We start from the raw sequence: 17,465 nt of genomic DNA, 5'->3' as shown, positions 1-17,465 counted from the left end.
CCCCGTGGCAGGCATTCCATGAGATCCGCAAACCGGCTAGGAACGGCGAGCCATATACGTATAGTAGTTGCACGCCCCGAAGAACTTCCCCTCATCCATGGCCTGCAGCTGGGCCTTCAGCCAGGACTCCACCGCCTCTGCCGGCACAAGACCGGCCTTGATGACGGCCGGCGCATACGTCTCCGCGAACGATTTGAAGAAACTGCCGCCGCCGATCTCCACCACGGCATCGCCCCAGGCCTCGTGGATCACCAGCCCCAACTCCGGCAGCAGGCGTGGAAGATCCCGCATGATCAGCGGATTGTTGAAGGTCGCCGTCGCCAGTGCCGCATCCATCCGCTGACCGAGATCATGATCGGGACAGCCGTAGGTCAACGAGGAATAATCGCCGTCAAAGATGACCACGGTGCCGCCCGGCTTCACCACCCGGGCCATCTCGCCGATCACTTCGGCGGGGTCCGTCACGTGACTGATCAGCGTGTGTGCGATCACCGCATCGAATGTATCGCCGGGAAGATCCAGGCTGTGGGCATCACCGACCCGGAAGTCCACCCGATCGGCGACTGCTTCGTCCCGTGCATACTTCTTCGCGGCCTCGATCAGCACGGGACTCTGATCGACACCAAGTCCCGTGCCCGAAAAATCCATCCGGCGGGCGAGAAAGCGCATCATGGCGCCCGTGCCGCAACCCACCTCCAGGACCTGAGCGACAGGCGGCAGATCCAGGCGCTCCGCATACTTGTCGAACAGGCGGGCGAAGACCTGGTCCTTTGCCCGGTTCTCGAGGCGCGCGACGATGCGCTCGAGCGCGGCATCATCGAGTTCGTTCACAAAGCGGTGCGGATCACGTGCAGCCACGGGTCATCTCCTCAACAGACTCAATGTTTATGGGTGTTACCTGCGTCATCAGGCCCCTGCCTTCGGATCAGAGCAGTTCGCCCCTGACCACGGGAATCACGGAGCCGCCGACGTTCACCTCCGGCGCATCGCCGCCGGCCCGGACGCGCAGCCGCACCAGTGACGGGCGGCGGATCTCGTATCCCTGCTCGATGCGCAATGAAAGATCAGTTTCCGAAAAGATCCGGTGCGCCCACAGGTAGGCGCCCAGAAATGCCGCACCATTGCCCGTGGCGGGATCTTCCCGCACACCATGGGCATCGAAGAAGAACCGTGCGCACAGGTCGTTCACCGCGTGATGGGTTTCATTACAGAAGAGATAGACAAGCGGCGGGAACCCCTGCTCCGCCAGCGGGGCATAGGCCTCCAGGTCGAGCCGGCATCGCCGCAGCACATCGAGACTGCGCACCGGCACGATCACGGCCGATGTGCCGGCGGCACACCGCCGGATCGGTGACCGGTGGTCGATGTCGCCCGGCGAGATGCCGAGGGCCGCGGCCATCGGCTCCGCTGAACATACAGGTCCCAGGGACACCTGGGGCGCCCGGAACCAGGCCGCCTCGCTGCCGTCGGGCCCGGTCTCGAAGGTCACCGGCACCTGCCCCACGGCGAGGTTGAGCCGCACGGTATCCAGGCCCTTGTCCATGACCCGGCGAATGACCCAGGCCGTTCCGAGAATCGGATGCCCGGTAAATTCAATCTCCCGGGACGGGGTGAACACCCGCACCCGGTATCCGCCGTCGTCCTCCGGCGCCGACATCACGAAGGTGGATTCGGAATAGTTCGTCTCTGCGGCCAGCTTCTGCATGATCTCCGCGGACAGGTCATCGGCCCCCAGCACCACGGCCAACGGGTTACCGGCATAGGGCGTCTCCGCGAAGACATCGACGATGTAGATCTGCTCTTTCATGTTTCCCGAGTTCCCGGGCCGGTTCAGTCATGGACATGGATGCACCCGGCGGCGGGCGGCCTCCCGCATGGCGGGCGTCCCCGGCCGGAGGTTCACCCGGCCACCGGGGGCCCGCACGCGACGGCGCCTCTCAATCCGCCAGCCGGTTATGCGTCCCGTCGCAGAATGGGGCATTGCCTGTCTGCTTGCAGCGGCACAACCAGACCTCGCCGGACTTCTCGGCCACGAAAGGCACCGGCTCGCAGCCGGTGCCCTGGTGGGAACCGTCACAGAAGGGCTGTTTGCCGGACCGCCCGCAGGCACACCAGAAATACTTCTTGCCGGCCTCCAGGTTGACGGCGATGGGTTGTTTTTCGGCGATGATCGGATCGCAATCAGACATTCACGGCTCCTTTGCAAGTGGTCAGTGGGGATGGACCCTGAAGCGATTACCAGGGGGATGGCGGGTTCAGTTTCTCCAGCAGGGCCTCGTGGGCCTGCATCTCGGCCTCCGACGGGCGGATCACGCGCAGCCTGGGGCGGCCCTCGGGAAGGCGGCGCAGGGACTCGGCAGCGGGCTCGCCATTGGCGCCTGCGGCGTCGCTGCCCAGCGAGAGGCTCTCCTGACCGCCGGTCATGGCGAGATAGACGTCCGCCAGGATGCGCGCATCGAGCAGCGCCCCATGGAGCTCGCGTCCGGAATTATCGACCTGGTAGCGCTTGCACAATGCGTCCAGACTGTTGCGCTGGCCCGGATGCATGCGCCTGGCCAGTTCCAGGGAATCCAGCACGCCGGCGTAATCGGTGGTCTGCCCCCGGCCGTCACCGAGCAGCGCAAGCTCATGGTCCAGGAAGCCCACATCGAAGGGGGCGTTGTGAATGATGAGCTCGGCGCCACGGATGAAGTCCAGGAACTGATCCACCACGTCGCCGAACCGTGGCTTGTCCGCCAGGAATTCATTGCTGATGCCATGCACCGCCAGGGCACCCTCGTCGATCTCCCGGTCGGGCTGAAGGTACTGGTGGAAATGCCTGCGCGTGAGTCGACGGCCCACCATCTCCACGCAGCCGATCTCGATGATGCGATGCCCCTGGGACGGCTCGAGCCCGGTGGTTTCCGTATCGAGCACCACTTGGCGGCGGGCGGTCTCTGGCATGTCGTTCGGATTGTTCATGGAATACTGGTCAGTTGTCAGTTGTCAGTTGTCAGTTGTCAGTTGTCAGTGGCAAGCGTAGACGGGGCGGGGGGTCATGGGAAGCCAACCGCATGGGGCGCATGGGTATACCCGAGGGACGCACAGGTGATGGCCGGGATTCCACTTCGTGTCCTCTGCGCTCAGGGCGCCTGCCCGTCGTCTCGCGCCCCGGCCAGCATCTCGTCGATGGCCTCGTTGGCGAGCTGGTCGGCCCGTTCGTTTTCCGGATGGCCGGTGTGGCCGCGCACCCAGAACCATTGCACGTCGTGACGTGCGGCGGCGGCATCCAGGCGCTGCCAGAGATCCTGGTTCTTCACGGGCTTGCGATCGGCGGTGCGCCAGCCCCGGAGCTTCCACTGGTGGATCCACTGGGTGACACCCTGCTTGACGTACTGGGAGTCGGTGGTGAGCGCCACCGCGCAGGGACGCGACAGCGTTTCCAGGGCCACGATGGCGGCGGTGAGTTCCATGCGGTTATTGGTGGTCTCGGGCTCCGCGCCCTTGAGGGTACGTTCCTTACCCCTGTAGCGCAGCACCGCCCCCCAGCCCCCGGGACCGGGGTTTCCCCGGCAGGCACCGTCGGTGAAGATCTCCACACGGCTTGCATCAGCCACGACCCTGCCTCCGAAAGCCTGAGCCGGCAAGGCCCGCTGCGATACGGCGCCGGGGCGACCAGCGCGGTCGCATGGGCGTCAGTGTGGCGACACGCTTGCGGGCGAGGATCACGAAGGCGCCTCCCAGGATTGGCCAGAAACGGGCGCCCAATGTCTCCATGGGTCGCAACCGGCGCAACATGCCGGCCCGGCGCAGGGGGGGCCGAAAACCCGCCGATACGGTATCCAGCACCTCGTAGCCCAGCAACTGCAGCCAGTCCCTGACGCGCCGGGCCGTGTAGTAACGCCCGCGCCAGGGCGCCGAACCGCGCTTCCAGGCCGCCAGGCGGCGCAGGCCCATGAAACTGATCGGGTTGAAACCGATGATGATGACATGTCCTTCCGGTACCAGGGTGCGATCCACCTCCCGCAACACGCCGTGGGGATCGGAACAGAACTCGAGCACATGGGTGAGCACCACCAGGTCCAGCGTATCCGCCTGGATGGGCAGCGCGCGCGGCTGGGCCAGCAGTTGCGCCGGGGGCACCAGATCCAGCTGCACCCGGTGGATGATCCGGCTGCCCGCCAGGGGGTCCCGGCAGGGCCCCAGATCCCCGATACGCAGGGCGTGGTAACCGAACAACTGGGGCACCACCGACCCGAGATAGCCGCACAGGTCATCGGCCAGGGCCTCGCCCGGAGGCGAGGCGTACCAGTCTCGGAGTGCCAGGCGATCCTGTGGGGCAAATGCGGGGTCCATGGGGGCACAGCATATCGGATGGACGCAGCAATCGGCCAACTGTCTGAATCCCGGCACCAGCCAACGGATTCGGGCTTGTTAACAATACAGTGCGGTGGCTATGCTTTACGCCCATGAAACCCTCCGCTGTCATGGCCTGGCCCGTCTTGCTGCTCGCAACCGCTTTCCTGGCGGGCGGTTGCGGCAGCCTCCCCCAGAAAGACGATGCACAATCAGGCATCGTCCCCCAGGAACCCGCCCGGGCGGCGGACGCGCCGACAGCCCCGGATGGTGGGCCGGTCGCGAAGCGGCTGCTGGACATGGAGGAGACCGCGCCCTTCCCGGATCCCGGGGTCGACCGCCACATCCCCGTGGGTGAAAACCCGGCAAACAACGATATCTGGGCACGGGTGCGCAGTGGATTCGCCATGCCGGACTACCGGCATGATCCCCGGATCCAGCCCCATATCCAGTGGCACCTCTGCCGGGAAGACTTCCTGCATCGGGTGACGGCTCGGGCGGAACCGCTGCTGTACTACATCCTCGAGGAGATCGAGGCCCGGGAACTGCCCACGGAGCTGTTGCTGCTGCCCATCGTGGAGAGCGCCTACCTGCCGTTCGCCTACTCTCCCGGCCGGGCCGCAGGCATCTGGCAGTTCATCCCCTCGACGGGGCGTCACTTCGGTCTCAAGCAGAACTGGTGGTATGACGGGCGTCGCGACATCCACGCGTCTACCCAGGCCGCCCTGGACTACCTGCAACAACTCAACGAACGCTTCGACGGCGACTGGCTGCTGGCACTGGCGGCCTACAATGCCGGCCAGGGCACCGTGGCACGGGCCATCCAGCGAAACGAGCGCCTGGGGCGCCCCACGGACTTCTGGAACCTGGACCTGCCCAGGGAAACCCGCCACTACGTGCCCAAGCTGCTGGCCCTCCAGGCGCTGGTGGAGAACCCCTGGGCCTATCACGTGGAGCTCTGGCCGGTGCCCGACGAACCCTGGTTGCAGCGGGTTGAACTGGACGGGCAGCTGGATCTGGCCGTGGCGGCCCGCCTGGCGGAACTGGACATCGAGGACATCTACCAGCTGAACCCGGGCTTCAACCGCTGGGCCACGGATCCGGAAGGCCCCCATCATCTGCTGCTCCCCGCAGACCGGGCCGACGCCTTCGTGGCAGGCCTTGCGGGCCTGGATCCGGAGGACCGGGTGGCCTGGCACCGTCACAGGATTCAGTCCGGCGAGACCCTGAGCCACATCGCCACCCGGTACCGCACCACCGTCGCGATGCTGCAGCAGACCAACAATATCCGCGGCACCCGCATCCGTGCGGGCCAGCACCTGCTGGTGCCGAGTGCCACGCGTCCCGCCTCCGGCTACAGCCTGAGCGCCGAACAGCGCCGCAGCAGCACCCAGGCCAGCGGGCCCGCCGGCCGCGAGCGCCACGCACACGTCGTCAACCGGGGCGACACGTTCTGGGCCCTGTCACGCCGCTACGGTGTCGGGGTGCCGGAACTGGCGCGCTGGAACGGTATGGCGCCCGGGGACCCGATCCGCCCGGGTCAGCGGCTCACCGTCTGGCTGCCCCAGGGCCAGGGCATGCACATGGCCGCCGCGGGGCAGGCGCCGCGTGGCCTGCAGCACGTATCCGCCCGCCGCCAGCGGGTGAACTACTCGGTTCGCCGGGGGGATTCCCTGTCCAGTATCGGCCGGCGCTTCAGCGTCTCCGTGGCAGATATCCGGCGCTGGAACAACCTGGGCAACGGCAACCTCATCCGCCCGGGGCAGACCCTGACCCTGCACGTGGACGTGACCAACCAGGGGGGCGAAACATGACCGGGACGCGACGGGAGGCCGGCCTCGGCAGGCGTTCACGCGGCACCGCGCCGCTGTGGACGCGGGACTGATGGGCCTGCACGCATCGATCCAGGTTTCAGGGCTCACGAACCCGGGACGGGTGCGAACCCATAACGAGGACACCATCGGTGACGACCCCGATCTGGGCGTGGTGATCGTGGCCGACGGCATGGGCGGCTACAGCAGCGGCGAGATCGCCAGCCAGATCGCCGTGGACAGCGTGCTGAATGAGTTGCGCCAGACCCTGCCGGACATCAAGCCCGGGGAACTGGACCAGCGCCTGGGCTACTCGGCACAGACACGCGCGGTGCGCAATGCCATCGTGCACGCCAACACCGCCATCTACGAAGCGGCCCGGAAGGACCCTCGTCACCGGGGCATGGGAACCACCCTGGTCATGGCCGCCTTTCGCGACAGCCAGCTCACCATCGCCAACGTGGGCGACTCGCGCATGTATCGCCTCCGGGAAGCACGGCTGGAACAGCTCACCGTGGATCACACCCTGATTCAGGACCTGGTGGACCACGGCTTTTACAATCGGGAAGAGGCTCGCGGCGCGCTCAACAAGAACCTGGTCACCCGCGCGCTGGGCATCGAGCCCAGCGTGGCCGTGGACGTGCGCGAAGGCCTTGCCCTGCCCGGCGATCTCTACCTGCTGTGTTCAGACGGCCTCAACGACATGATCGATGACGAAGCCATTCGTCTTGCCCTCTGTGAACACGGACATGATCTGGAGTTGACCGCCACGTCACTCATTGGCGCGGCCCTGAACGCCGGCGGCAAGGACAATGTCTCGGTCATCGTGGTACGGGTGATGGATCCCCAGACCCAGGATGCTCCGTGGTATGACCGGATCCTGAAGATCGTTGCGCGGCAGGCGAACGGAACCCACTGATGGCCCATATCATTGTCTACCTCAACGGCCAGTTCCTGTACGACATCCCACTGACGCGCGAGGCGATTACCATCGGCCGCAACCCGGACAACGATGTATACCTGAACGACCACGCCGTCAGCGGCCATCACGCCCGTATCATCACGCTGCTCAACGACAGCCTCGTGGAAGATCTGGGCAGTACCAATGGCACGTTGGTAAATGACCGGCCCATCCGGAAACGCGCCCTCAGGGAGGGTGACGAGATCGGCATCCATCATTTCCGTCTCGTCTATACGCACAAGGACGGCCGCGTACGGCCTGCAACCCGGAGCGTCGACCATGCACCAGCGCCCGTGGGAACCGGCAGTGGCGGCTCACCCTCACCCGCGAGACTGCACATACTCACCGGCCCCAACAAGGGTCGCGCCCTGGACCTGGTCAAGGCGCTCACCACCCTCGGCCGTCCGGGCATCCAGGTGGCCGCCATCCAGCGACGTGGACAGGGCTATATGCTCATCCATGTGGACGGTGGCGCCAGCGGTGCATCGCCCAGGGTCAACAATGAACACATCGGCAGTCGGGCCCGGCTTCTGCAAGACGGGGACACCATCGACATCGCCGGGATTCGCATGGAGTTCGAGGAGGCGGGAAGCGGAAGGCGTGAGGCGTGAGGCGTGAGGCGTGAGGCGTGAGGCGTGAGGCGTGAGGCGTGAGGCGTGAGGCGTGAGGCGTGAGGCGTGAGGCGTGAGGCGTGAGGCGTGAGGCGTGAGGCGTCCAAGATTGTAGCGGGACACCTTGACGCCCCACCGATCGAGTGCCACGCCTTGCACACCGGACGCCGTTCACCCGGGTCAGGCGGCCCTGACCAGATCCAGGCGAGGCACGGCGGCGAGCAGCTTGCGCGTGTAGTCGTTCTCGGGGCGGTTGCAGACCCGGTCTGTCGGCCCGTATTCCACGACCCTTCCCTGATACATCACCGCCATGGTGTCGGAAAGGTACTCGACCACCCCCATGTTATGGGTGATGAACAACAGCGTCAGAGAGCGCTCCTCCTTGAGATTCTGAAGGATCTGCAGGATCTCCGCCTGGACAGACACGTCCAGCGCACTGGTCACCTCGTCACAGACAATGAAGCCGGGATCCAGCACCAGGGCCCGGGCGATGCCGATGCGCTGGCGCTGGCCGCCGGAGAACTCGTGGGGGTAGCGCCACAGGCTGTCGCGGGAGAGTTGCACCTGCTCCAGCACCCCCGCCGCCCGTTCCAGACGGTCCTCGGGTGATTCGCCGATACCGTGCACGGCCATGGGCTCCGTCAGGGCCGCTGCCACGGTCAGACGCGGGTTCAGGGATGAGGCCGGATCCTGAAAGATGATCTGCATGCGGCGCCGGTAGGGCCGCATCTCTTTCGGGGAAAGCGCCGTGATATCGTCATTCCCGAACCGGATGCGCCCGGCGGTGGCGTCGACCAGCCGAAGGATGCCGCGCCCCAGGGTGGTCTTGCCGCAGCCGGATTCGCCCACCAGGGCAAGCACACTGCCCCGCGGAATCTCCAGCGACACCCCGTCCACGGCACGCACCTGATCCACCACGCGGCGCAGCAGGCCCTTGCGCACGGGGAAATGGATCTTCACCCCCTCGAGGCTCACCAGCGGTTGCCCGCCGCCCGGGCCGGCAGAGGGTGCGGGCGCCGCCTCCCCGCCTTCCACGCGGGCAATCCGGCGGGCATTGAGATTCTCAGGGAGGGCGTCGATCAGCTGCCGGGTGTACGCATGCCCGGGATCGTTGAGCACCTGCCGTACATCGCCCGTCTCCACGATCCGCCCCAGACGCATCACCGCGAGTCGTTTCGCCATCTGGGCCACCACGCCGAAGTCGTGGGTGATGAACAGGATGCCCATGCCGTTCTTCTCCTGAAGCGCGCGCATCAGCTTCAGAATCTCGGCCTGCACGGTCACGTCCAACGCGGTGGTAGGTTCGTCGGCGATCAGCAGATCGGGCTCGCAGGCCATGGCCATGGCGATCATCACGCGCTGACGCTGCCCTCCCGAAAGGCGATGGGGGAACTCGTGAAATCGCTCCGCGGGGTTGGGGATCCGCACCTGAGCCAGGGCATCCACCGCCCGCTCCCGGGCTTCGGCTTCGCTCATGGCGGGTCGATGCAACCTGAGGGTTTCAACGATCTGGTCGCCCACCGTGAACACCGGGTTGAGCGAGGTCATGGGCTCCTGAAAGATCATGCTGATACGGCTGCCGCGAATCTCGCGCCGGCGTGCATCCGAAAGCGCCAGCATGTCCACCCGCTCCGTCCGCCCGTCCGGATGCCGGTAATCGAACAGGATCTCACCCGACGGATGGCTGGAGATGGCCCCGGGCAGCAACTGGATCACCGACAGGGCCGTGACCGACTTCCCGCTGCCCGACTCCCCCACCACGCAGAACGTCTCCCCGCGCTCGATGTGGAAGCTCACGTCATCCACCGCCTTGACGGTCTCCCCGCCGGCACGCAGATGGGTCTGGAGGTTCTTCACTTCAAGCAGCATGGCGACATTCCAAGGCGGACTTAAATGCGACGCAAAGGCGCGAAGGCGCAAAGCTTCGCAAAACGGCGTTGTAAGGATTGTTCAAGCAAATTCTTTGCGTCCCTTAGCGTCTTTGCGTCTTTGCGTCGCGGTCATGCCGTTCAGGCGTTTTTCTTCAAATGCGGATCCAGCGCGTCGCGCAGGGATTCGCCCACCAGGTTGTAGGCAAACACCGTGAGAAAGATCGCGCCGCCCGGGAAGGCCGCCATCCACCAGTTGAAGGTGGAGGACTGCACGGCCTGGTTGAGCATCTGGCCCCAGGACGGATCGTCCACCAGACCCAGGCCCAGGAAACTCAGGGTCGCCTCGGCGAGAATGGCAGAGGCGACACCAAAACTGGCCGCCACCAGGATGGGGGCCGCGCCGTTGGGCAGCATGTGACGAAAAAGGATCGAGCGCAGCGGCAGTCCGCAGGCCACCGCCGCCTGCACATATTCCTGCTGGCGCAGCTTCAGGAACTCGGCACGCACGTAGCGCGCGTAACCGGACCAGGACGTGATGCCGATGATGATCATCATCATGTACAGACTTCGTCCGAAGAAGGCGACGAAGGTGAGTAGCAGGAAGAGCGTCGGAATGGCCTCGAAGATCTCCACAAGCCTCATGCCGATGATATCCACGATGCCGGAGAAATAGCCCATAAGCCCGCCGATAATCACACCGATGAAAAGCGCGATTCCCGTGGCAATGAAACCGATCGCAAGGGCGATGCGCGATGCATGGATCATCCGCGAAAGCACATCGGCGCCGTTCTCCTCCGTGCCCAGCCAATGGCGCCGTTCCTGGATGCCGAGCGGGGCCTGAAGGCCGGTGTCGCCGTGGTCGCGCAGGTAATCCTTGGGTGAATAGGGGATCGGTGCGCGCACGACCCAGTCATAACGGCCTTCGGCCTGGGCTTCCCGGTACTGCTCGTAGATGACCAGCGACGGCGGTGAGACAAGACTGTAACTAAGGCCCGCCCCCACGGACAGCGCGATCAGCACCACCAGCAGGCGCTGGCGGAACGGCCTGCGTAAGAAGAGCACGGACACCGCGGCAAGAAACGCCGTGAGTATGGTCAAGTCCGCCGGCGTCAGATGACCCAGCACAGGGCTGGAGATGCGCCCACCCTCCGACAGCAGCAGGGGATGGCTGGTGGCCAGGAACGGCGAGAACACGGCCACGCCCGCCAGGAGCAGTATCCACGCCATGCCGATGCGGGCACCCCAGCGCGTGAACACTTCCCTGAGCACCTCGGCGCTGTAGCTGCGCCGGCGCGGCGGCTGGCCTGTCACGGCGGCGGCCTCAGTCATAACTCACCCGCGGATCGACGATGGCGTAGCACAGGTCCGCCAGCAGGTAACCGGCCAGGGTCAGCAGGCCGCTGATCAGCGTCACCGACAGCACCAGTTCCCGATCGCGCCCGCGGACCGCATCCACGGCAAGCTTGCCCATGCCGTCGATGCTGAAGATGGTCTCCACGATCACCGACCCGGCCAGTAGGCTCGGCAGCAATGTGGCGGAGACGGTGATCAGCGGCAACAGGGAATTGCGGAACACGTGCTTCCAGAGCACGTCCCGCTCGGAGACGCCCTTGGCACGCGCCGTGCGCGCGTAGTCTGCCATCAGGTTCTCAAGCAGGGAGGAGCGCGTAAGTTTGGCAAGAAAGGCGAAGCCGCCGTAGGAAAGACAGATGACCGGCAGCACGAGATGCCAGCTGCGATCCAGCAGGAAGCCGCGCACGAAACCCTCCTGCCCGAGCTGGGCGGCGACCACCACACCCAGGATGGCGCCCAGAAGCCCCAGAGTGGCCGTACGCAGGGCATCAAATCCGCTCCACCCGATGGCGGCAAGCATACCCCCGACCAGCACTGCCATCACCACGTTGAATACGCCGAAACCGGCCATGCCCGCCGGCTGCGATGCCACAAGGGCACCGGCCACCGCACCGAGCACACCGAGTACCGCCATGCGCAGGCGAACCGCCCCCCTGATACTCAGCCACACCAGCAGGACAGCACCGATACCCGCCAGCAGAAAGACCATCAGTACGTCGCCAAGACTCCCCCAGTGGGGAAGAAAGGGCATGTCCAGCGCCTCCCGCCGGCTCAGCCCGCCCGTCGGAAACCACCGCCAGAACTGATCCGAGGCAAAGAAGCCGATCATCAGCACGCCTGCCAGCATGGTAGGCACCGACCACAGTCCCAGCATCACCACGCTGGAACTCACGTCGAAGCTGCTGCCGCGGCGTGTGGCCGCGTGCACGCCGATGGCGATGGCGATCACATAGATCAGCGGAATGGAGATCACATTGAGCAGCAGGGTGATGGGCAGGCGCTCGGCGATCAGATCCATGACCGGACGCCCGTAACGAAAGCTGGTACCCAGATCCGACCCCTTGATCAGGGAGAAACGACCCAGATCGCCGGTGGTCTCGTCGATGCGAAACCCCACCGGTGACACATTGTTGAGCCAGCGCAGGTACTGAACCGGTGCCGGCTGATCCAGCCCGTAACGGCGGTTGTAATAGTCCTCCAGCGCCTGCTTGGCCTGCGGCTCCAGATTGAGCCCGTCCACCAGCGCCTGCGCGCTGATGCCCCCGGGCGCCGCCGCCATCACCACGAACACCACCAGCGTGATCCCCAGCAAGGTGGGGAACATGAGCAGCAGACGGCGAAGGAGATACGTGGTCACGGGAAAGGCCTATTCAAAGTTCAAGGTTCAAAGTTCAAGGGAGGGCGGTTGCATGGCATTGGGTGCCGTAGAGCCATCCCTTTGAACCTTGAACTTTGAACCTTGAACTTTAACCCGTGAATCATCTCGCATATCTCTGCTGCTCCACCGGCACATAGATCTCCACCGGCACGATACCCATGTTGAGACCGAGCCGCGTGATGCCCAGATTCTTCACGCGCCGGTCTATGAAGGCGAGCGTCTGGCGGCGCATCAGGAAGGTGTAGGGCTGGTCCTCGTGAAGGATGCGCTCCGCCTCCTGCCACAGCGGCATGCGCGCATCCTCGTTCACCTCGCTGCGGGCCCGGTCGATGAGTTCATCCAGTGCCGGGTTTCGGTAATTGATGAAGTTGTCACCGCCGCCCACAGTCTGGCTTGAATGAAACATCTGGTAGATGTCGGTCTCGACGCCGCTGGTCCAGCCCAGCGTGATGGCATCGAAGTCCTTGCGGTTGAGCAGATCCAGCATCACCGACCACTCCGTGGGGCGCGGGCGCATGAGAATACCCGCGCGCGCATAGAGATCGCGCAGGAACAGCACGATACGGCGCGTATCCTCGTTGTCCTGGAAGAACACCAGGTCGAACTCGAACGGCCTCCCGTCCCCGTCCTGCAGAATGCCGTCCCGGTTGCGCGTACGGTAGCCCGCCTCATGCAGCAACTCGCCGGCACGCGCCAGATCGAAGGGATAGGGTTCGAGCGACGTGTCGTGCTGGGGGCTGCGCGGATTGAACGGGCTCACCGCCGGTTCCGCATAGCCCAGCATGATCTCGTCGATGATGCGGTCGATATGGGTGAGATGGCTCATGGCCTGGCGAACCCGGCGGTCCGCAAACCGGGTGGCCTTGCCGTCGCGCTCCTGATTCCAGCCGATGTAAACATAACCGGCCGTGGGGCTCATGTACTCGTAGTGCCGGGTACGTTCCCGCAGCTGCTCGTCATCCAGCAGACGCTGATACTCCCTCGGCCGGGCCCCGTAGGCATCGATGTCACCATTGCGGAACGTGGTGAGCCGCGCGCTGTCGTTCTCGATCACACGCCAGACCACGCGGTCGAACGGCGGCTCCACCGGTCCCCAGTAGCGGGGATTGCGCTCCAGCTCCACCAGCCCCTGGTCCGGCGTCCAGCCCTTCGGGTCGGACAGGCGATAGGGCCCGGACCCCATGAGCAGACCCCGGGACTGATTGAAGGTCTCGGGTTCGTCCAGATAGGACTCGTAGAAATGGCGCGGCAGGATCGCCATGCCGCCCGCCAGTTGCAGGCTGTTGAAGTAGGGCTCGGCGAAGGTGAAGGCGACTTCGTGCTCGTCCAGCGCCTCGACCCTCTCCAGCTTCTCCATGAATGCCCTGGAACGCGGCGCGGCAATGGCCTCGGTCATGATGAAATCAAAGGTGAACATCACGTCATCCGCCGTCAGCGGTGTGCCGTCGGAGAAGGTGACATCGGGACGCATGCGGAAGGTGATGATCAGTCCGTCCTCACTGATGTCCCAATCCCGGGCAATCAGACCCTGCCACTCCAGGGTATCCGGGTCACGTGTCAGCAGAGATTCCAGTACGTAGCCCTGCACCTCGCTCGCGTAGGCGTCACTGGATACCAGCGGCGTGACGGTACTCAGCCCGGTGGGAAACGCCCGCACCAGCCAGTCACCCGGCGCGAACTCCGGGTCCCGGCTTGCGCGCAGGGCGCGCTGGAATGCCCCGGCCACATCGTCCGCGGCTCCCGGTGCATCAGATGGCGCCAACGCACCGGTGCGCGCAAGCCCCTCCAGGGATTGGAGGGCCACACGTAACCTGCGCAGATCGTCACTCTGCTCCTGCATGGCCCGATGCATCTCCGCCATGCGCGACCACTGCCGGTCCACCTGATACATGAGAAGGACCATCAGAATGACTATGAGCGACAGCCCGATGATGAGCGGAAGATCTCTGGCGGAGAAGCGTTTTTCCATCGGCAGGAATCCGTAGAACGTATGGGTCGGGCTGTTCAGAATGCATCCGCACTATAGATGTATTCCCCGATCGTTTCATCCGACCCCGTAGTGGATCGCACCCGGGTCGGATAGTATGATGCGATCATCACTTCCGGCAGACGACTGGAGCGGCCATCCGGCCATCATCCGTCGCGATGTCAGACCCGTGATCGCCGCCCAGGTTCATCCGGGTGTGCGAGTCCCCAGGGACGCGCAGGCACATCATCGTACAGGAGACGCAAATGGGTTTACTCACCGGCAAGCGCGCGCTGATCGTCGGCGTCGCCAGCAATCGGTCCATCGCCTACGGCATCGCCAGGGCCATGCGGCGCGAAGGGGCGGAGCTGGCCTTTACCTACCAGAACGAACGCCTCAAGGAACGTGTGGAGAAACTCGCCGCGGAGTTCGACTCCGACATCCTGGTGCCATGCAACGTGGAGAGCGACCAGGAGGTGGATGCCGTCTTCGAGCACCTGGACAACTACTGGGAGAGCCTCGACGTGCTGGTGCACTCGGTGGCCTTCGCCCCCAAGGAAGAACTGGAGGGTGATTTCCTGGACAACGTCACCCGGGAAGGTTTCCGTACCGCCCATGACATCAGTTCATACAGCCTGGCTGCGCTGGCCAAGGCCGGCCGGCACATGATGAAGGACCGCAATGCCGCCATCCTGACCCTGAGCTACCTGGGGGCGGTACGTGCCATGCCGAGCTACAACGTCATGGGTCTGGCCAAGGCGAGCCTGGAGGCCAATGTCCGCTACCTGGCCTACACCCTGGGCCCCGAGGCCATCCGCGTCAACGCCATTTCCGCAGGTCCCATCCGCACGTTGGCGGCCGCCGGCATCGGCGACTTTCGCAAGATCCTCGACCACGTCGAGAAGAACGCCCCGTTGCGCCGGAACGTAACCATCGACGACGTGGGCAATGCAGGTGCCTTCCTGGCCTCGGATCTGGCCTCCGGGATCACCGGAGAGATCCTGTACGTTGATTCCGGATACAACATCCTCGGACTGGGGCCCGCTGAAGTGTGAATTGAGAAGTGGGACTAAACGCAAGAGGCGAGCCACTGGCTCGCCTCTTGCGTTATTTGCGTTTATTCGTGCTTCTCAATTCACACTTCCGACTTTGTCACAGGTTGTCGCGGAAGATCTCAATCCTGGCTTCCGCCTCCAGGGCCCGATACAGCGCCTCGAACTCGAGGCCGCCATAGAGCCCGGCCAGTTGCGCCGCGGCATCGCTGCGAAGCGACGGATCCACTTCGCCGGCTTCCCAGTCATGCTGCACGAAGATCGCATAATCACCGCCGTCCACGGCCACGCCGCCGTACAAGGGGGCATCCGCGGACGGACGGGGCATGGTGAAGATCCGATGCAGGAGCCGGGAGGAGATATCACCGGACTCGCGGGTGATCCACAGGCCGTCGCTGCCGACACCGGGCAGGTCCGCCACGGCCTCGTCAAATGATACGCCTTCGCGCAGGCGCTCCAGAGCCTGTTCACCGGCGGTCTCGGCCCGGGCACGGGCCTCCTCCCACACGAGCCTCAGGCGGATCTCGTCGGCCACCTCTTCCAACGGCCGCGGTGCCGCGGGTTGACGATCCTCAATCCGGATCACCGCCACGCGCCCGTCGGGCAGGTCGATCAGATCACTGTTCCTGCCATCACGCACATCGTCGCTGAAGGCCACCTGCAATACCTCGGGCTCGGCCGCCAGCCCCTCGGAAGCACCCTCGCGGGTAAACCAGTCCGTGTGACGAATCTCCAGGCCCGTGGCTTCCGCGGCCGGTTCCAGGCTGCCGGGCTGCTCATAGCTTTCCGTCAGCAGCCGTTCCGTCAGCTCGATCTGCAGACGCTCGATACGGCGGCTGCGATACTCGGCCTCGACCTCCTCGCGCACCTCCGCAAAGGGCGTACGCTCCGCCGGGCGGATCTCGGTGAGCTCGATCACCTGGAAACCCAGGCGCGTCCGGATCGGCTGACTCACGTCCCCTTCCCGAAGTGTAAACAGCACCGCCTCCATGTCGGGGTCCATATCCCCCCGGGCAATGAAACCCAGGTCACCACCCCCGGTGGCCGCCAGCGGGTCGTCGGAGGCTTCGGCGGCCAGTGCCGCGAAATCCCCACCTTCGTCGATGCGCCGGTACAGTTCCCGCGCGCGTTCCTCAGCCACGGCCACGGCATCCGGACCGGCATCGTCCGGCACGCTCACGAGGATATGCCGGGCCCGCCGCTCCTCGGGCCGGGTGAACTGATCCATGCGCTGCTCGTACTCGCGGCGAAGGTCGGATTCCGTGACACTGACCTCGTCACGCAGGGTCGAATCATCGAGCATCAGGTAGGCGAGCCGGATCCGTTCCGGGGTGCGGAACTCGTCGGAGTTCGCCTCGTAGTACTGCGCCACCCGCGTGTCATCCACCTGGATATCGTCCACAAAGGCCTCGGCGGGCACGGTGTGCACACTGACCTGACGGCGCTCATTGCGCAGCTTCAGGTAGTCATCCAGCATGGGTCCGGGCAGGAAGGTCCCCTGCCGGTAGCCGCTCTCGAACTGCTCCAGGAGCATGGCGTTTCTCATCAGTGACTCGAACTCGGCGGGCGAACGGCGCTGGGCATCCAGAACCTGACGATAACGCTGCGGATCGAACGCACCGTCGCGCTGGAATCCGGGGATCCGCCGGATTTCGGCAGCCACCGCCTCGGCACTCACGCGAAAACCCTTCTTTTCGGCCACCTGGCTGACCAGTTCACGGCGAATCAGCTGCTGCAGCGTATTGTCCCGCAACACCTGATCATCCACGGCACCAGATGGAATGCGGCCCCCGAACATGCTGGCAAGCTGCTGGCGCTGGCTCTGGTATTCCTGCTGAAAGGCGCGCTGTGAGATCTCCACGCCATTGACCTCGGCCACCACGCGGTCGGGTGCCCCGCCAAGGTACTCGTTCAGGCCCCAGAGGGCGAACGGAATACTGATGAGAATAATAACGGCGTAGGCAATCCAGCCCGTGGCCTTGTCTCGGATCTTCTGCAGCATGGTCAGGAGGTCACTTTGTCGGATGAATCAGGCAAGCCGGCCCATGATAACGAATTTGCGGCTGGCGGGGGTATTGCAGCACGGCCGGGTGCGTCACCGGTACCCGCGCGGGGACATCGTATGCC

15 protein-coding genes are annotated in these 17,465 nt (G+C 64.9%); 4 read left to right on the top strand and 11 right to left on the bottom strand.

All coding sequences use genetic code 11. The features are described from left to right. Positions 1-36 precede the first annotated feature (36 nt). The 6 genes from THITHI_RS19890 to THITHI_RS0115665 all read right to left on the bottom strand — a co-directional run bounded on the left by THITHI_RS19890 (position 37) and on the right by THITHI_RS0115665 (position 4,335). Complete coding sequence (locus THITHI_RS19890; protein ID WP_051079953.1) at positions 37-858, bottom strand: methyltransferase domain-containing protein; 822 nt, start codon at positions 856-858, stop codon at positions 37-39. A gap of 67 nt (positions 859-925) precedes the next feature. Then, a complete protein-coding gene (locus THITHI_RS0115685; RefSeq protein ID WP_018234052.1) occupies positions 926-1,807 on the bottom strand; it encodes a PhzF family phenazine biosynthesis protein in 882 nt (293 codons plus the stop codon). Between the two features lie 130 nt (positions 1,808-1,937). Further along, complete coding sequence (locus tag THITHI_RS0115680) at positions 1,938-2,189, bottom strand: CDGSH iron-sulfur domain-containing protein (RefSeq protein WP_018234051.1); 252 nt, start codon at positions 2,187-2,189, stop codon at positions 1,938-1,940. 46 nt (positions 2,190-2,235) lie between these two features. Continuing rightward, on the bottom strand, positions 2,236-2,961 hold the full coding sequence (gene dnaQ / locus THITHI_RS0115675) for a DNA polymerase III subunit epsilon (RefSeq protein WP_018234050.1): 726 nt from the start codon (positions 2,959-2,961) through the stop codon (positions 2,236-2,238). Positions 2,962-3,122: 161 nt separating this feature from the next. Continuing rightward, entirely contained in the window at positions 3,123-3,596 is a 474-nt protein-coding gene (rnhA, locus tag THITHI_RS0115670; RefSeq protein WP_018234049.1) for a ribonuclease HI, read from the bottom strand. Next, positions 3,589-4,335, bottom strand: coding sequence for a class I SAM-dependent methyltransferase (locus tag THITHI_RS0115665; protein WP_018234048.1), 747 nt, complete (start codon positions 4,333-4,335; stop codon positions 3,589-3,591). Before THITHI_RS0115665 ends, rnhA begins: the two co-directional genes overlap by 8 nt. Positions 4,336-4,448: 113 nt before the next feature. Between THITHI_RS0115665 and THITHI_RS0115660 the strand changes: the two genes are divergently transcribed. The 3 genes from THITHI_RS0115660 (at position 4,449) to THITHI_RS0115650 (ending at position 7,718) form a co-directional block, all read left to right on the top strand. Then, the gene (locus THITHI_RS0115660; RefSeq protein ID WP_026186416.1) at positions 4,449-6,149 is read left to right on the top strand and encodes a LysM peptidoglycan-binding domain-containing protein; all 1,701 of its coding nucleotides are present in this window, start codon (positions 4,449-4,451) and stop codon (positions 6,147-6,149) included. 70 nt (positions 6,150-6,219) lie between these two features. Further along, a complete protein-coding gene (locus THITHI_RS0115655) occupies positions 6,220-7,065 on the top strand; it encodes a Stp1/IreP family PP2C-type Ser/Thr phosphatase (protein ID WP_018234046.1) in 846 nt (281 codons plus the stop codon). Then, a complete protein-coding gene (locus THITHI_RS0115650) occupies positions 7,065-7,718 on the top strand; it encodes an FHA domain-containing protein (protein ID WP_018234045.1) in 654 nt (217 codons plus the stop codon). The genes THITHI_RS0115655 and THITHI_RS0115650 overlap by 1 nt, the downstream gene beginning before the upstream one ends. Positions 7,719-7,898: 180 nt before the next feature. Here THITHI_RS0115650 and THITHI_RS0115645 read toward each other — a convergent pair whose 3' ends face one another. The 4 genes from THITHI_RS0115645 to THITHI_RS0115630 all read right to left on the bottom strand — a co-directional run bounded on the left by THITHI_RS0115645 (position 7,899) and on the right by THITHI_RS0115630 (position 14,289). Next, a complete protein-coding gene (locus tag THITHI_RS0115645) occupies positions 7,899-9,587 on the bottom strand; it encodes an ABC transporter ATP-binding protein (protein WP_018234044.1) in 1,689 nt (562 codons plus the stop codon). Positions 9,588-9,727: 140 nt separating this feature from the next. Next, entirely contained in the window at positions 9,728-10,918 is a 1,191-nt protein-coding gene (locus THITHI_RS0115640) for an ABC transporter permease (RefSeq protein WP_018234043.1), read from the bottom strand. Then, positions 10,911-12,299 (bottom strand): ABC transporter permease, encoded by a 1,389-nt coding sequence (locus THITHI_RS0115635; protein WP_018234042.1) that lies wholly within the window; start codon positions 12,297-12,299, stop codon positions 10,911-10,913. The genes THITHI_RS0115640 and THITHI_RS0115635 overlap by 8 nt, the downstream gene beginning before the upstream one ends. A 121-nt stretch (positions 12,300-12,420) precedes the next feature. Next, positions 12,421-14,289, bottom strand: a complete 1,869-nt coding sequence (locus THITHI_RS0115630) for a peptide-binding protein (RefSeq protein WP_018234041.1) — start codon at positions 14,287-14,289, stop codon at positions 12,421-12,423. A 263-nt stretch (positions 14,290-14,552) separates the two neighbouring features. Here THITHI_RS0115630 and THITHI_RS0115625 point away from each other — a divergent pair, with 263 nt between their 5' ends. Further along, positions 14,553-15,341, top strand: a complete 789-nt coding sequence (locus THITHI_RS0115625; protein ID WP_018234040.1) for an enoyl-ACP reductase FabI — start codon at positions 14,553-14,555, stop codon at positions 15,339-15,341. 97 nt (positions 15,342-15,438) lie between these two features. Here THITHI_RS0115625 and THITHI_RS0115620 read toward each other — a convergent pair whose 3' ends face one another. Beyond that, positions 15,439-17,340, bottom strand: coding sequence for a SurA N-terminal domain-containing protein (locus THITHI_RS0115620; RefSeq protein ID WP_018234039.1), 1,902 nt, complete (start codon positions 17,338-17,340; stop codon positions 15,439-15,441). Positions 17,341-17,465 lie beyond the last annotated feature (125 nt).

It is taken from the genome of Thioalkalivibrio thiocyanodenitrificans ARhD 1 (assembly GCF_000378965.1).
Classification (GTDB): Bacteria; Pseudomonadota; Gammaproteobacteria; order Ectothiorhodospirales; family Ectothiorhodospiraceae; genus Thioalkalivibrio_A; species Thioalkalivibrio_A thiocyanodenitrificans.
Note: the sequence above shows the minus strand (reverse complement) of the source record. Positions and strands in the feature narration are given on the sequence as shown.

What these genes read in the sequence shown, in the direction of transcription:
- THITHI_RS0115685 (WP_018234052.1), bottom strand. Translation starts at nt 1,807, where the DNA reads ATGAAAGAGCAGATCTACATCGTCGATGTCTTCGCGGAGACGCCCTAT.
- THITHI_RS0115680 (WP_018234051.1), bottom strand. Translation starts at nt 2,189, where the DNA reads ATGTCTGATTGCGATCCGATCATCGCCGAAAAACAACCCATCGCCGTC.
- dnaQ (WP_018234050.1), bottom strand. Translation starts at nt 2,961, where the DNA reads ATGAACAATCCGAACGACATGCCAGAGACCGCCCGCCGCCAAGTGGTG.
- THITHI_RS0115665 (WP_018234048.1), bottom strand. Translation starts at nt 4,335, where the DNA reads ATGGACCCCGCATTTGCCCCACAGGATCGCCTGGCACTCCGAGACTGG.
- THITHI_RS0115660 (WP_026186416.1), top strand. Translation starts at nt 4,449, where the DNA reads ATGAAACCCTCCGCTGTCATGGCCTGGCCCGTCTTGCTGCTCGCAACC.
- THITHI_RS0115655 (WP_018234046.1), top strand. Translation starts at nt 6,220, where the DNA reads ATGGGCCTGCACGCATCGATCCAGGTTTCAGGGCTCACGAACCCGGGA.
- THITHI_RS0115650 (WP_018234045.1), top strand. Translation starts at nt 7,065, where the DNA reads ATGGCCCATATCATTGTCTACCTCAACGGCCAGTTCCTGTACGACATC.
- THITHI_RS0115645 (WP_018234044.1), bottom strand. Translation starts at nt 9,587, where the DNA reads ATGCTGCTTGAAGTGAAGAACCTCCAGACCCATCTGCGTGCCGGCGGG.
- THITHI_RS0115640 (WP_018234043.1), bottom strand. Translation starts at nt 10,918, where the DNA reads ATGACTGAGGCCGCCGCCGTGACAGGCCAGCCGCCGCGCCGGCGCAGC.
- THITHI_RS0115630 (WP_018234041.1), bottom strand. Translation starts at nt 14,289, where the DNA reads ATGGAAAAACGCTTCTCCGCCAGAGATCTTCCGCTCATCATCGGGCTG.
- THITHI_RS0115625 (WP_018234040.1), top strand. Translation starts at nt 14,553, where the DNA reads ATGGGTTTACTCACCGGCAAGCGCGCGCTGATCGTCGGCGTCGCCAGC.
- THITHI_RS0115620 (WP_018234039.1), bottom strand. Translation starts at nt 17,340, where the DNA reads ATGCTGCAGAAGATCCGAGACAAGGCCACGGGCTGGATTGCCTACGCC.